The following is a 15,491-nucleotide window of genomic DNA, read 5'->3' on the forward strand; positions in this document are numbered from 1 at the left end:
GGGCACACGTCAGTCCGACGATCCGGCGCCGCGCGGCCGCTCGATTCCGTACGCTTCCATCCAGCGATAGAGCGTGGCACGCGACACGCCGAGCTCGCGCGCGGAAGCGGCGACGCGTCCGCGCGTGCGCAGCAGCGCGGTTTCGATCGCTTCACGTTCGATCGACTTGCGGATATCGGCAACGGACGGCGACGCCGCGTCGAGACAGTATTCGAGCTCGAGGTCCTGCGCGGTGATCAGGCGCCCTTCCGTCATCACGACGGCACGCCGAACGCGGTTGATCAGTTCGCGGACGTTGCCCGGCCAGTCGTGCTTGTAGAGCGCCGTGATCGCATCCGTCGAGAAGCCGCGCACGCGATGGCGCGCGTCGCCGCGAAAGCGTTCCAGCATGTGATTCGCGAGCAGTTCGATGTCCTTGCCGCGCGCGCGCAGCGGCGGCTGATCGATGCGCATCACGCAAAGACGGTGGAACAAGTCCGCGCGAAAACGCCCTTCTTCCATCGCTTCGCGCAGGTCGACGTGCGTCGCGGAGACGATCCGCACGTCGACCGGCACCGGATCGCTGCCGCCGAGGCGATGAATCGCACGCTCCTGCAGGAAGCGCAGCAGGCTCGCCTGGCTCTCGTGCGGCAGGTCGCCGATTTCGTCGAGTAGCAGCGTGCCGCCATTCGCGGCCTCGACGTAGCCGATCTTGCGTGCGTTCGCGCCGGTAAACGCGCCGCGCTCGTAGCCGAACAGTTCCGATTGCAGCAGGTGGGGCGGGATCGCCCCGCAGTTGACCGCGACGAACGGCCCGTTGCGCCGTTCCGAATGACGATGAATCGCGACGGCCGTCAGTTCCTTGCCGGTTCCCGTTTCGCCGAACACGAACACCGGTGCGTCGGTGCGCGCGAAGCGCCGCACCGTATCGAAGAGTCGCAACATTGCGCTGCAGGTGCCGACGATGCCGTGCTCCCGCGATTCGAGCGCTTCGCGATCGCGCGCGAACAGGCATTCCATTCCGTACGCATGGCCGACCGTATCGGCGACTCGTTGGTGCGACGCGGGCAACGTGATGTAGTCGAAGCAATAGTCGCGCAACAGTGCCCGCACGTTCGGCGACGCGGTCTGACCGGTTTCGACGAGCGCGACCCATACGACATCGCGCATCGACGCGCAGGTCGACGCGATGCTGCCGATCGCGTCGGCATGGCCGCCGCTCAGGTCGAGGATGCCGCAGGTGATTTCGCCGGAGGTATCGCGCAATTCGTTTGCGTGTGCAACGACCGTCACTTTCCAGTCGCGCCGGGCAAGTTCCTTGCGCAACATGACGGACGGCGACTGGGTCCAGTAGATCAGAGGACGCTGCCCGGTAGTCCTCCCCCCGCCTGCGCTCTTATCGCGCGCTATTGGCATATTCATAACGAACCATCACTTTCTCCACTCCGCGAACCGTTCGCGTGCACTGCAGACGGCGGCGCATGGTCGCCTGTCCGCGCCGCGTTTCCGCAGCTTTGGCGAAGATCGAAACTGCACACGGCGAGAGCCCCCGGAGGTCGAGCCGGATGTCATCCGGCCTCGTTGTCATCGAACTCGAAGGGAACGCGCGGCCACGGAGCCGCGGCGTTCCGGCTTTCATGCGACGCGCCGTCAGGCGGAGCACGTCGGCAAACGGGAATTCCGTCCGCATTTGCGTCGCGTCGTACACGACAGTCGCGCCCGATGCTGAACCGGATGGCCGCCAACCCGCCTTCGGAATGGTGACCTCATTTCATCCGCTCCTGAATTTACACCCCGTATCGAGACGGCCTTGTTACCAAAAGATAAACATCGATTCAGCCGATTACGCTGCCGCTCCGCCGGCGCGGCGCACGTTTAGCGACTCGGATTTGATTATCTACGACCATTCCCGTCAATCGGTGGCAAATCCCACTTTTCTGCAAGATCGGCGCCTCCCATTGCCCGCGATTCTCGCCTGAATCGCACAAAAAGTCCCGGCAGCATGTTTCGGGCGTCGGTAATCGCGCGTCCGGCGCGACCTCCGCATCACACATCGGATGCGGGTGAGCCGGGCGTGTTCGTTACAACATCGTAACGAAACGGCCGGACGGATCATCCGTTTTCTGTCGCGATGCAGCATGAGCGTCACGCCGGTCGCTGCCGACATGCCGATGCGACAGGCACCGCCCTGGTGCAAGACCACACCCAATTCCAAAAAAGTCCGGCAGCACGAAATGGCAAGTATGCGCGTGTCGGCCGGCGCGGCGAAATGAACGCAGTCGGATGAACGACAAGCGCACTGCGACGAAATCCGCGATGCGATAGACGTTTTCCTCCGAGCGACATCCGGTCGCGATGCGCGACCTGCCCGCCGTGAACCATCGCAAGCTCCAAGTACCGCCCCGGGTCTTCAATCGCGTTCGATGCGGACGATCTCGCTGCAGGCTTCACGGCGATCCGTCGCGACGAGCCAATTATGGGAAAGCCGCCACACGGCCACCGTGTGCTACCGCACATTGCCCCGTTCGCGGCATGCGGCTCGTCTCGCGCAGCCGGCATCGCCCCCCCGAAGCAAGGGTAACGGGAGCGTGAGTACGCTTTCGAACAGACCGCCGCGCGTCGCATCCGCATCATGGCTATCGTCGGGCCGCACGGAACGAACGCGTTCATGCGGCACGGCGTGCTGAAGGCTTCACACGAGGACCGCATCATGGAATGGCATTGTTGTGAATTCGAACATCTGAGCCCCGTCGATCTCTACGCAATCCTGCGCTCGCGAAACGCGGTGCTGGTGGTCGAGGACGCGCACACGCATCTCGACATCGACGGCAAGGATGCGCATGCACTGCACGTGTTCGCGTGCATGCACAGGGGCGACACGACGGAAGTCGTCGCCTATGCGCGCATGCTCCCCGGCGACGACGCCGATCCGGACGTCGTGATCGACAAGGTACTGACAAGCGAGGCATGTCGCGACGACCACACCCTCGAGCAACTGATGCAGCGCGCGCTCACGGCCGCCCAAGCCGCATGGCCCGACGTGGCTGTGCGCACGCACGTGCCCGCCCAGCGCCAGTCGTTCTACAAACGTTTCGGATTCCGCAAGGCCTACGGCCCTTATCTCGAACAGGGCGCGCCATTCGTCGGTCTCGTCCGGCCGGCAGACCGCGCCGCCGGCGCGCTGCGTCAACTCCTGTCGCGGACCTTCTCCACGCCGCGCGCGCAAAACGAGGACGCGCGTGTCGACGGCCGCGCACGCAACCGGCTGTCCGCCGATACCGGAGCCAATCGATGAGCGCCACCCTTCGTCCGGTTCCCGAACCGGAGTTGCCCTGCATCCTGCCCGTCATTCTCGCCGGCGGTTCGGGTACGCGCCTCTGGCCGTTGTCGCGAGAGCAGTATCCGAAGCAGTTGATCGAGCTGACCTCGAACGAGTCGCCGCTGTCGTCGACCGCGCGCCGCCTGAACGGCATCGCGAACGCGGCACTCGGCGACACGCTGCTGCTGGTATGCGGCGAACAGCATCGCATCATGAGCGCGGCTCAGGTGGTCGGGCGCGCGGCACCTCCCCGTATCCTGCTCGAACCGGCCGCGCGCAATACGGCACCAGCGCTGACGCTCGCAGCGCTCGACGCCAGTGCACTTGCGGAGGACCCCATCCTCGTGGTCATGCCGGCCGATCACGTGATCGGCGACGTCGCCGCATTCCAGGAAGCGATTGGACGCGCGGCGCGCTACGCACAGGAAGGCGCGATCGTCACGCTTGGCGTGCTGCCGCGCCGCGCGGAAACCGGCTACGGGTACATCCAGGTCGGCGAACCGCGCGCCGGCCGCCTCGGCGGACAAGGCGGCTATGCAATCGGGCGGTTCGTCGAGAAACCGAACGCCGCACTCGCCGAACGCTACCTGCATTCGGGCGATTATTGGTGGAACAGCGGGATTTTCGTCACGCGCGCATCGATCTGGCTGAAGGCCATCGACGCGCTCTCACCGGACATCCATGCGGCCTGCGATGCGGCATGGCGCGCGGGTACCGCCGAAGATCCGTTCTTCCGCATCGACGCGACGGCTTTCGACGCGTGTCCGTCCGATTCGATCGACTATGCGGTCATGGAACGCCTCGCCGAGAGCCCCGAGCTCGACATCGAAGGCATCGTGGTCCCGCTTTCCGCGGGCTGGTCGGACGTCGGCACCTGGGATGCGATCTGGGAAATCATGCCGAAGGACGATCAGGGCAACGTCGCGCGCGGCCCGATCGTGTTCGAGGACACGCAGGACAGTCTCGTGCGCTCGGAAGGCCGGCTGATCGCGTGCGTCGGGATGAAGGACGTCGTCGTGATCGAAACGCCCGATGCGGTGCTCGTCGCGAACAAGCACGACGTGCAGCGCGTGAAGAACATCGTCGCACGCCTGAAGACCGAGCAGCGCCCGCAGGCAAGCGAACACCGCAAGGTGCAGCGGCCGTGGGGACACTACGATTCGATCGATCTCGGCGAGCGATTCCAGGTGAAGCGGATCGTCGTCGAGCCCGGCAAGCGACTGTCGCTGCAGATGCACTATCACCGTGCCGAGCACTGGATCGTCGTGCGCGGCACCGCGAAGGTCACGCGCGGCGACGAAACCTTTCTGCTCAGCGAGAACGAATCGACCTACATCGCCGTCGGCGAGGTTCACCGTCTCGAGAATCCCGGCCGGATTCCGCTCGAGATCATCGAGGTGCAGTCGGGCGACTATCTCGGCGAAGACGATATCGTGCGGTTCGACGATCAGTATGGGCGGCCGGTCGTCGAGACCGCGCGACAGCGACCGTCGCTCGCCTCGCGCGAACCGGAGGAGGAAGCCGCGGAACGCGACGTCATCCGGTAGGCGCACGCGAATCGCGGCGGCGCGCGCGACGATGACGGGCACCGCCGCGCGAACATGGGGCGGCGGTCCGTTCACCGTATGTCGCCTCGGACCGGCGGCCCACGCGACGCACCATCAGTCGATTCCGCCTTGCGACCAGCGCGCCCGCCTGACGGACTCGCGCACGCGCGGTAACAACGACGTATCCGCGCCGACCGCGTCACCCACCGCCGACGGCGATTGATGCTCGGCCGCACACGGCGTGCCCGTCGCTCGCCCTCCCGATGCCTTCGCCGGCCGGCTGGCCGCGCAATCGTGGGCAGTATCGATCCGGACCGGCATTCCGCCGATCTCCGATAGTTTGTTGTCCGCAAGACGCACGCCCGACACGTTGCCCCACACGCGAATGCCGTCGAATCGCGCATGCGATACGCGGTTACCGATCACGGTCACGCGCGACACCGAACCCGACCACGTGCTGACCTCGATCGCCGCCTGCTGTGTGATCGGGCGAGGATCGGGACGGCCCGTCGCGGTCTGGACATCCGCGATCGAGTTGCTCTCGATGCGGATGTCGGACGAGCCGGCGGTGCGGTTGCTGTCTTCCTGCGCGACGAGAATCCCCGAGCTCACCTGCACGTTGCGCACGATGTTGTTCGAGATGGTGACGTTCGCGCCGCCGACCACCGTGATGCCCCGGCCCCACGGATTGCCCTCCAGCGAGTTGCCGGTAATCAGCACGTTGCGCGTCAGCACGCCTTCCGCCTGGTAACTCACCACGGCGATCATGTCGTCGCCGGTGCCGCGCACGACGTTGCCTTGCACGAGCACGTTGTGCGAGCCGTGCGTCATGTGAATGCCGTCCGCCAGCGTCGACAGCACCTCGTTGCCCACTATCGCGACGTCCGCGCCGCCGAACACGAAGATGCCGGCGCCGGCGCCGCCGTCGATCACGTTGTCGAGCACCTGCACGCCGCGCCCCGTGACCTCGACCTTCGTCGATGCGGGCGTCGTGAGCCGCGTCGTGCCGGTTCCCGCGAGCCGGAAGCCGACGAGTGTCGTACCGTCGCCGCGCATCTCGATCGTCTGGTCGTCGGGGGTTATCGCGATCAGCGTCGCGCCGTAGCCCGACAACACCACATTCGGCTGCCGCACGATCAACGAACGGCCGATCACGTACCGCCCCGGCGCGAATATCAGTCGCTGGCCCGGCTGTAACGCGTCCAGCGCACGTTGCAGCGTGTCGGCCTGATCCGCCGCGTCCGCGGCGGGACGAACGTACGCATCCGGCACGTACGCATGAAGCGCACCCGGTGCGGGTGTGCCGGATGCCGCAACGGCACTACCGGGCCACGCCGGCCCGCCTGCCATGCACATACCGGCGATCGCCGCGCATGCAAGGAACGGGCTTTGTGATCTACGCATATCGAATCGACTCCCTCGAATGACTTCATGCGCGCCGGCCGGCGCACCTGAACGCGGCATGCCGGCCGGGTTGCCGGCCCGTGATACCGCTGAAGCGGGCGACGCGTTACGTTGGATTAAATCATTCGAACCAGACCGTTTCGGTGCGTCAACTGACCAATGCATCCCGCCTGCGCGGCACACGCTCCCGTGCCGTTGATCATCCATCGCGCTTTCCGAGGAGCGAATCGTCGAACGGTAGGCTCGCGAACCGAGCGCCGATCGGCGGCGCGTATCATGACCATCATGCGGCGCGACCGTGCTACGGCATCGCCCAACGGCACCGGCCGCAGCCGATCCGACGTCGTGGTCTCGACGGGCCCCACGCGCACCGCACCCGAATTGCCCCTTTTCGCTCGTCCAGCACCCGTTCATGACCGACCTGACCATCGCAATCTGCAACTACAACCATGGCGCGTACTTGCGCGATGCGATCGATTCGGCGCTCGCACAGACCGCGCACGGTGTACGGGTGCTGGTCGTCGACGACGGTTCCACCGACGATTCGCGCGACATCATTCGCTCGTACGGCGAGCGCGTGACGGCAGTGTTTCAGGAAAATCGCGGCCAGGTCGCCGCATACAACCGCGCGCTCGAGCACGTCACGACGCGCTACGTCATCCTGCTCGACGCAGACGACCTGCTCTATGACGACGCCGCGATCCGCGTGCTGGCCGCGTTCGCGTCCGGCGACTTCGTGAAGGTGCATTTCCGGCTCGACGTGATCGCGCGGGACGGTGCGGTGACCGGGGCGAGCGTGCCGCAGTCGGCCGTCGACACCGATTGCGGCCGACTGTTGCGCTCGGGCTGGCTGTACCCGTCACCGCCGGCATCGGGAAACGCGTATCGGGTCGATGCGCTCAAGCGCATCTTTCCGGTACCCGTCACCCCGGACAACCTGCATGGCGCTGATTTCTACGCGATCTACGGTATCGCGTTGCTCGGCGCCGTGCACATGATCGATGCAACCCTCGGCGGCTATCGCGTGCATCAGCAGTCGGATACGCGGCAGGCCGAGGACACGCCGGCACTTGCCCTCACCAATTCGGAAGACGCCGCGACCGGCGCGCTGAAGGCCGAACGCCGGTGGTCGACGCTGCGCATGATCGCCGGCACGCGGCTGCACGAGACATTGCCGATCGCGCCGCTCGATTTCGCGATCGAGAAGGCCCGCTTCGCAAGCACGCTGTATCACGCGCCGCTCCTGCGGCGCTGGCGCTGGTTCCTGTGCGAATCCGGACGCTACTGGCAAACCGTGCTGCGCAATCCGTTCTGGGGTCCTGCCAAGAAGGTGGCCGTCGCCGGGCTTTCACTCGCATGCCTGCTACCGTCAGCAACGCTCAGCAACCGCGCGATCCGCTACATCTCCAATCCTCTCGCACGCGTGCGCAAGTCATCCGGGCATCGCGCCGGCGCTCGATAGCAGTGTCGGGCCAGCGCATCCAGCGCCAAATCGCTCCTTCGGTAAGCCATCGCACCCAGTGGGTCGCGCATGCGCTGCACAATGATCCGGACCAGTGGATTCACGCGCGCTGACGGATCTCGCCGTGCTCTCTCTCCAGTCGTCGTAGTCGAATGCCGGCATTCGATGTTTGGAGGAATCTGGCCGACGCGTAGAGCTCGGCACGGATTCTCCGTGCCGCATCGTGTTCGGTGCTCTCCGGCAACGTCTACCCGATATTGCATCGGCTGAAATCACCCGGCCGCCTCGCCAGCTTGCACATGCGACCGCGACTGCAGGATCCAATGGTCAATACCACCATGCATTTATCAATCAGGAATGCATAGTTTAACGAACCGGATACCGATACCGAACGATTTGCAGGCAACTCATCGTCACGATGGGCGATGAGTGTGCGATCGGATCGCCAGACCCAAAGATGACCAACGAAAAGATCGTTCATATTGCCGAGGCATTTGGCGGCGGCGTGCTTTCGATGCTGACCCATCTCGCGAACCATGCGGCGGCAACCGGTGTCGACGTGACGGTGCTGCATTCGATCCGATCGGAAACCCCGACCGATTTTTCAACACTGTTCCTGCCCGATGTGAAGCTCGTATACGTCGAGATGGCGCGCGAGGTGAGCATCAAACAGGATCTGCGGAGCTTGCATGCGCTGGTCCGGAACCTGCGTGACTGCAAGCCGACCGCGATTCATCTGCACTCGTCGAAGGCCGGCGTGCTGGGGCGAGTCGCCGCCCGGATCGCCGCCCCGGACGCAAGGGTTCTCTACTCGCCGCACGGACTCTCGTTCCTGCGCCGCGACGTGTCGCGCATGAAGCAGTACGCTTATCTGAGCTTCGAACGCATCGCGGCGCATATCGGCGGAACCATCGTCGCGTGCTCGGGCAGCGAACTCGCCGAGATCAGGGGAAAGGTCCGGGCGAAGTCGGCGGTCCTGGTCGAAAACGGCGTGAATGCAGCGGAGATTCCGCTGCGTCGAACGCGTGACGATCGCAAGGTCGTCATCGGGATGAGCGGTCGGGCGTCGTTCCAGAAGAATCACGAAGCATTCGTGCGTCTGGCCGACACGCTGCACGGCGCGGACGTCGAGTTTCTCTGGATCGGCGGCGACGCCGCCGAAATTCCGGACCCCGGCCAACGCCGCGCCGTAGTCTGCAGCGGCTGGATAACCCGCGTGCGCGCGCTCGCGCTGACGTCGGAACTGGACATCTACGTCCAGACTTCCCGCTGGGAAGGCATGCCGGTCGCACTGATCGAAGCTCAGGTCGCCGGCATACCGGCCGTGGTGACGGACGTCGTGGGCAATCGCGACGTGGTGATTCACGGCTTGACCGGCTACGTTGCGTCGAACGCCGACGAGATGACCGCTTATGTTAGCCGGCTCCGCGACGACCGGCAGCTTCGCGAGGAAATGGGTGCGGCTGCCCGGCAACGGGCGATTCAGCGGTTTTCGATGAACGCGATCTTTCGTCAGTGGCACGCCCTTTACGGACTTCACACCAACGAGCCGCGCGTCGACACGCGCGACTTCAAGCCGGTTGTTCCGGATCACGTCAAGGCCTGATTCCGAATTCGACATTTCCTTATCGACATGACCGCTTTCAAGAAATCGAAGCAACTCGTCTACAACGGCCGATTCACGACGCAGAAAACAACCGGCGTGCAACGCGTCGCGCGCGAACTGATCGCCGCACTGATCAAGTTTCAGCCGCAGGATCCGGTGACCGTGCTGGTGCCTCCGCAGCCGGGCGTCGAGGTAAGCGGCGCGAAAACGGTCAAGGTGGGGTTCTACAAGGGCGTAGTCTGGGAGCAGCTGGTTCTCCCGTTATTCGCGCGCCGCGGCCGCATCGTCAATCTCAGCAATTCGGCATCCATCTTCATCGGCAACCAGATCATCTACATGCACGACGCGGCGGTGTTCGACACGCCCGCGCATTTCTCCCGGCCGTTTCGCGCGTGGTACCGGATCATGTTCTGGATCCTCGCGCGAACCTCCGTTTGCGTGCTGACCAACTCCTGTTTCTCGCGGGACCGCCTCGCGCATCACTGCGGCGTTTCCGCGGAGAAGATCAGCGTCGTGCCGCTCGGTGCGGATCACCTCGATGCCCTGGAACCGGACACGAGCGTGCTCGACAAGCATGCGCTGACACCGGACCGGTTCGTGCTCGCGGTCAGCAGCATGAATCCCACCAAGAACTTCGGCCGGCTGATCGCGGCGTTCCGGCAGATCAACGATCCGTCGGTCGATCTCGTCATTGTCGGCATGCAGAACGCCACCGTGTTCGGCAAGCAGGATCATCTCTCGGCAGCCGAGCCGAACATCAAGTACGTGGGCTACATCAGCGACGAGCAACTGAAGGCGCTGTACCAGAACGCGGCGTGCTTCCTTTACCCGTCGATCTACGAAGGCTTCGGCATACCGCCGCTCGAGGCGATGCGATACGGCTGTCCGGTGGTTGTCGGTAAATCGGCCGCACTGCCGGAAGTCTGCGCCGATGCGGCGTTGTACTGCGATCCGTATTCGCAGGACGACATTGCACAAAAGTTGCGGAGCCTGCTCGATTCCGCCGAACTCAGGGCCGAGCTCAAACGCAAGGGAAGCCTGCACGCGGAGAAATATCGCTGGAGCCGAAGTGCCGAGATGATGAAGGAGATCTTCGAGTCGCTGTAGGTCGATCGCGGCGTGTCGTCATCGGGAAACGAGCAGATCGACGCGCCCCCGCTCGATGCCCAACATCCCGGTCGAGGCTCGCGGTTTCACGCATGCGCGCCGCCACTCGGCATGCCAGGAAAATCGGCGCAGTTACGCGACATTGACAGTGCTACCGGCCGCGGCCCGTCGCTTTCCGAACACGCGCCTGCCGAGATAAGACCTGATCGGCTCCTCGACGAATTTCGCGAGGACGGCAGCGGAGACGATCGAAACGCACGCCGCGAGCATCGCCGTTCTGACGACGTGGATCTCGCCATGCGGTACATACGCGAACACCAGCCTTCCGATCGGGTAATGCACGCAATAGAGCGGGTACGAATTCCAGCCGAGGAATGCACTGATACGTGCAATCACCTTGCTGCTCGGAGCCAGCATGGCGCCCCGATAAACCAGCGCGGGCGCGACGAACCACAGCACGGCCAGCGCGTAAATTCCCTTGATCGACGTCGGAAACACGACCACCAGCAGGAAAGCGACGAACAGCATGTAATCGTTCTTGATGAGCCCTGCGACAAACCAGTGCGGCCTGGCCGAGAGACTGGCGTCGTGCATCTTCCCGATCGCCACCCCGAGCAGGAACCCGTAGCCGACTCTGAAAAACCCGCCGATGAAGTTATCGGCCGACCAACCCTGATTCAGGATGACGGTCAGTTTGTCGTTGTCGAGGCCCACGAGCCATCCATACACGACGAAAGCGCCGAGACACGCATACGCCAATCGCAGCAGATTCCGTGCATTCACCCTGATCGCCGCGATCAGGACGACACTCGCGAACAGCTCGAAGAACAGCGACCATGCAGGCGGATTCAGAGGAAACACCCCTGGGTCATCGACTGCAGGCAAGCCATGATTCGCCGCGCCGACGAAGCCCGACACCGAGAAACGACCGAGATATGGAACGAAAAAATAGTTCTGGCCGGCGGCTGCCGCCAAGTTACCCAACGAAAACGCCGCCGACGAATGGATGCGCATGACGACGAGGCTCACGACCCCGATCGTGAGCCCGATGCATATCATCGGATACAGGCGTATCACGCGTCGCTTCAAATACTCGCCCCACCATGGCTCCTGACGCAATCTTTCGCCATAAGAGTGCGTGAGGATGAATCCGCTCAGCATGAAAAAAACGTCCACCGAAAGATACGCGCTCTGCAGTATCGGAATCGGCAGATCCTGAAGGAAATGCATGAACATCACGCTGATTGCCGCAACGCCGCGCAATCCGTCCAGAATTTCAAACTTCTGCTTGTGAGTGGCCATGAAAAGCAGTGGCTCCGGGAAATATTGGTTTTGGGACCCGGCAATCTACAAAGCGGTCGCATGCCCCGTTTCGCGCGATCCTTGCTGTTATCGCAACAACACGGGATCGATATCCGCGGCGCGATTCCCGCGCACGATGGCGCGCCTGCTTCCATCGCCATCGGGTCCCGGCGCAGCGCACTCCCGAGCCATGGCGAACCAGTGAAATACGGCGATGAGCAGTACGACCGGAACGAAATTCCGTCCGCTGAACAGGTTCGGGGTCCGCATGACTTCCATGACCGACACGAACAGCACCGCGTGTACGCAGCACCAGAAGCCGTTCCCGCTCCGCCAGCCCGCATAACTGCGGCCGACGGCCCAGCCGAGCACGAGCGCATCGAACAAGCCGAACCAGCCCCACTCGTAGAAGTGGACGAAAATCCCAGACGGATTGTTGAACTCCGGATCGGCGTAGCCGTTCAGGAACAAATTGATGCTGTCTCCCGAGTCGAGCCACGGTTGCAGCGTCGCGCCGACGATCGGGAAACGCAGCAGCCAGTCGAACGTGAACATCGGGTGGCCCTGGTCCCAGCCCAGCACACTCAGTATTCCCGCGCCATTGTTCAACGACGTCGAGTAGTACAGACCGAGACGTTCGAGCGCGAAATCGAACAGGTTGTCGTAGATGTTGACGTAATAGGCCTCCCACGACCGGTTGTACTCGTTCGCGATGAACAGGCCGAACAGCAGCGGGATCGCCGCATACGGGCCGAACGTCAACAACCGCGAATACCTGCCGCCGAGGCGGAATCGCACGACCATGAGCGCAAGCGGCATCACCATTTCGATCAGCGCGAGCCGCTCCGCGAAGATGAAGCTGCGCAGCAGCGTCAGTACCGCGAGCACCGCGAAGTAGATCTTGTAGCGATTCAGTCCCGTTACCGGTTTCCTGAACACATAGAAATACAGAACAACGTACGGTGCGGTCGCCTGCGTAAACGTGCTGAGGCCCGTGATGCGCCCTTTCAGATCGAGCATGTCGTATGCATTCGCTTCACCGCGGACGAACGCGACCAGCAGTGCAGGATGCGTGACGATGCCGCTCAGCAACAAGGCATAGCCGAACAGCGCAAGCGCGAACACGAAATCGAGCACGTGGGGCGACAGCTCGACCTCGGCGGGCGGCGGGCCGCGTCGCGTCCGCACTTCGGTCGTCGCGAGCCATGACGCCGCCATCACCACCATCAGGAACAGCGCGCCGACGAACGCGTAGTAGCCGTCGAAGTAGATCCGCGCAATCGACTTCTGGTCACCCAGCAGGCTGAGCGACAGCAATCCGTACAACGGCAGGATGAACAACAGCACGAGGCGCGTCGGATCTTCCCACCAATAGCCCGTATAACCGCCCACGCCACCGCGCACGCGCGCCATCCTGCGCATCGTCGCCGGGCGCTGTCGCGGCCCGCCCCCTTCCCGGTTCATGACGCCCGTTCCACCCGTTGCCGAGGCGCGATCACCCCGGCATATCCGGAGGCGGCCTGATGCGTGTTCGTATCCGTATAGCCGTAGTCATACCGTCCCGGCGCGCCCTTGTAATCGTTCAGGACCACACCGCGCACGTCGATATGCGCGTGTTCGAGCCGTCGCGCGCTTTCGTCGAGTTCGGCGAGCGTCGTCACGCCGCTGCGCGCGACGAGGAACACGGTTCCCGCGAGGCGGCCGAGCACCAGCGCATCGGCCACCGGCAGCAACGGCGGCCCGTCGATCACGACCATGTCGTAGTGCGATGCGACCTGCTCGATCAGTTCGGCGAGTGCCGGCTGCAGCAGCAGTTCGCCCGGATCGGGCACGACGCTGCCCATCGCGATGAAATCGAGCCCCGGCACGACGCCGCGCTTGATCGCCTCGTCGAGCCGGTGGGTGCCTGCCACCACGTCCGACAGGCCCGGTGCGCGGCTATAGCGGAACCGCTCGTGCAGCGATCCCTTGCGCAGGTCGGCATCGATCAGCAGGACTCGTCGCTTCGCCGCGCCGACGAGCGATGCGATATTCGCGGCGACGAACGACTTGCCGACGCCCGTCGTCGGCCCGGAGATCAGCACGACAGGATTCGACGCGCCCGGCATCGACAGTTGCAGCGCCGCGCGGAAATTGCGCAGGCTTTCGAGCGCCGCGTCCTGCACGGCACCCGGCGGAACCGGCGCGCGCGCGCCGCGCCGTCCGGCCTTCGGACGCAATTCCGCTTGCGCCGCGGCCGGGCTGTGCGGCACGGTCGCGAACACGGGCAGCCCCGTCGTCCATTCGATTTCCTCGGCATCGCCGATCGTGCCGAATATGCGCTGCCGGACAACCACGATCGCCGCGCCTGTCAGCAGGCCCACCATCAGCAGGGCGATCACGGCGACCCCGCGATGCGGACCGATCGGCTGCTCGGCGACCTTCGCCGTATCGACGATCCGCACGGTGCCGGTCTTGCTGGCCCGCGCAAGGATCATCTGCTGGCGCGTATTCAGGAGGTTCGTGTATAGCGCGGTGTCGACGGCCACATCGCGCTGCAGCTGCAGCACGCCCTGTTCGACGGTTGGCAACTGCCGGATCTGCTTGCGCGTCGTGTCGAGCGAACGCCGTGCGTCGGAGAGCTGGGCATCGACGGCCACCACGGCCGGATGCTTCGGCATGAAGCGCGTCAGCAATTCCTCGCGCCGCTGCTGCAGCGTCTGCACGCGCGTCTCGATGTCGACCGACTGCTGGCGCAACGCCAGCGCTTCGTCGCTCGTATTGACCGTCCCGTGCGAGGCCCGGAATGCGTTGAAGCGGCTTTCCGCCTTTTCGAGCTGCGCCTTGAGCTGCGGCAACTGGGCGTCCATGAAGCGAATCAGCTTGTCGGCCGCCTCGGACTTGCGCTGCGTGTTCTGCGCCAGGTACGCGTCGCCGATTGCGTTCAGCACACGGCTGTCGTGTACGGGATCGGTCCCGTCGAGCGTCACGCCGACCATGTTCGACTGCTTGCCGCGCTCCGAGATCAGCGCGTTCTTCTGCAGCCAGGCCGTCGCTTCCTCGTCGCTGTAGCGCGTCAGGTCGAAGCGTGCGCCGGGCTTGCCGGCCACGCCGCGCACGAAGATGTCGAGCGGCCCCTGCGACGTCTCGACATGCAGCGGCTGCCCGATGCGCCCCTGCCATGCCGGGCCGCTTCGGCCGAACCAGCCGGTACGCTGCAGCGTGTAGGCGCCGTCGTCCCCGAGGGTCAGTGCGAACCGCTTGCCGAGCAGGCGCTTGGGCACGTCGAAGGTCGGCACGTCGATGCGCTCGGTGCCGTACACATAGCCGCCCGGCAACGGCGACGACACCCCGTCGGCAGCGTTCACGAGCCGCCAGCCGATCAGCGGCAGGTAATGCGGCCGTGCATCGACGGCCAGATTGGTGCTGTCGATCGCGCGATCGAGCACCGCGCGGGATTTCAGCACTTCGATCTCGGTCGACGCGTCCGTCTTCAGGTCGAACACCGACGACGGATCGCCTGTGGGCGACGTCGATTTCGAGTCGGTCGGACTTTGCTCCACCTGGAACAGGATGTCGGTCCGGTAGACGGGGGCCGCACACAGCGCATACACGGCGCCGATGAGCGCGCCCGCGAGCGCCGTGCAAAGGATCAGGCGCCGGCCGCCGTACAGCATGCTCCAGTAGCGGCGCACCGGATAGGACGGCCGCAGGGCGGGCCCGCCGTGCGGGTCGGGCAGGGTCGAAGAAGTCATACGGCATCAGTCCCGTAGGCGCGACGCGCGG

Annotated in this window: 11 protein-coding genes; 6 read left to right on the forward strand and 5 right to left on the reverse strand. The window is 64.5% G+C overall.

All coding sequences use genetic code 11. From position 1 onward, the window contains the following. Nucleotides 1-9 precede the first annotated feature (9 nt). Complete coding sequence (locus tag ACV22W_RS01640) at nt 10-1,401, reverse strand: sigma 54-interacting transcriptional regulator (protein WP_448017437.1); 1,392 nt, start codon at nt 1,399-1,401, stop codon at nt 10-12. Between the two features lie 716 nt (nt 1,402-2,117). Between ACV22W_RS01640 and ACV22W_RS01645 the strand changes: the two genes are divergently transcribed. The 3 genes from ACV22W_RS01645 to ACV22W_RS01655 all read left to right on the forward strand — a co-directional run bounded on the left by ACV22W_RS01645 (nt 2,118) and on the right by ACV22W_RS01655 (nt 4,845). Beyond that, nucleotides 2,118-2,252 (forward strand): hypothetical protein, encoded by a 135-nt coding sequence (locus tag ACV22W_RS01645; protein WP_448017438.1) that lies wholly within the window; start codon nt 2,118-2,120, stop codon nt 2,250-2,252. A gap of 437 nt (nt 2,253-2,689) precedes the next feature. After that, nucleotides 2,690-3,274 (forward strand): drug:proton antiporter, encoded by a 585-nt coding sequence (locus ACV22W_RS01650; protein ID WP_448018102.1) that lies wholly within the window; start codon nt 2,690-2,692, stop codon nt 3,272-3,274. Further along, nucleotides 3,271-4,845: a mannose-1-phosphate guanylyltransferase/mannose-6-phosphate isomerase gene (locus tag ACV22W_RS01655; RefSeq protein WP_448017439.1), complete on the forward strand. Its 1,575-nt coding sequence runs from the start codon at nt 3,271-3,273 to the stop codon at nt 4,843-4,845. The genes ACV22W_RS01650 and ACV22W_RS01655 overlap by 4 nt, the downstream gene beginning before the upstream one ends. Before the next feature lie 114 nt (nt 4,846-4,959). Here ACV22W_RS01655 and ACV22W_RS01660 read toward each other — a convergent pair whose 3' ends face one another. Continuing rightward, nucleotides 4,960-6,249, reverse strand: coding sequence for a right-handed parallel beta-helix repeat-containing protein (locus tag ACV22W_RS01660; RefSeq protein WP_448017440.1), 1,290 nt, complete (start codon nt 6,247-6,249; stop codon nt 4,960-4,962). 412 nt (nt 6,250-6,661) lie between these two features. On the opposite strand from ACV22W_RS01660, the gene ACV22W_RS01665 reads away from it, so the two are divergent. From ACV22W_RS01665 to ACV22W_RS01675, 3 genes are all read left to right on the forward strand, one after another. Then, on the forward strand, nt 6,662-7,711 hold the full coding sequence (locus ACV22W_RS01665) for a glycosyltransferase family 2 protein (protein WP_448017441.1): 1,050 nt from the start codon (nt 6,662-6,664) through the stop codon (nt 7,709-7,711). A gap of 457 nt (nt 7,712-8,168) precedes the next feature. Next, complete coding sequence (locus tag ACV22W_RS01670; RefSeq protein WP_448017442.1) at nt 8,169-9,317, forward strand: glycosyltransferase; 1,149 nt, start codon at nt 8,169-8,171, stop codon at nt 9,315-9,317. Nucleotides 9,318-9,344: 27 nt separating this feature from the next. Next, entirely contained in the window at nt 9,345-10,424 is a 1,080-nt protein-coding gene (locus ACV22W_RS01675; protein WP_448017443.1) for a glycosyltransferase family 4 protein, read from the forward strand. Nucleotides 10,425-10,556: 132 nt separating this feature from the next. Here ACV22W_RS01675 and ACV22W_RS01680 read toward each other — a convergent pair whose 3' ends face one another. The 3 genes from ACV22W_RS01680 to ACV22W_RS01690 all read right to left on the reverse strand — a co-directional run bounded on the left by ACV22W_RS01680 (nt 10,557) and on the right by ACV22W_RS01690 (nt 15,460). Continuing rightward, complete coding sequence (locus ACV22W_RS01680; RefSeq protein WP_448017444.1) at nt 10,557-11,726, reverse strand: acyltransferase family protein; 1,170 nt, start codon at nt 11,724-11,726, stop codon at nt 10,557-10,559. Between the two features lie 87 nt (nt 11,727-11,813). Then, nucleotides 11,814-13,190 (reverse strand): oligosaccharide repeat unit polymerase, encoded by a 1,377-nt coding sequence (locus tag ACV22W_RS01685; RefSeq protein ID WP_448017445.1) that lies wholly within the window; start codon nt 13,188-13,190, stop codon nt 11,814-11,816. Further along, nucleotides 13,187-15,460, reverse strand: coding sequence for a polysaccharide biosynthesis tyrosine autokinase (locus ACV22W_RS01690; protein ID WP_448017446.1), 2,274 nt, complete (start codon nt 15,458-15,460; stop codon nt 13,187-13,189). The genes ACV22W_RS01685 and ACV22W_RS01690 overlap by 4 nt, the downstream gene beginning before the upstream one ends. Nucleotides 15,461-15,491: the final 31 nt, after the last annotated feature.

The sequence above is a fragment of the Burkholderia sp. AW49-1 genome, assembly GCF_053427845.1.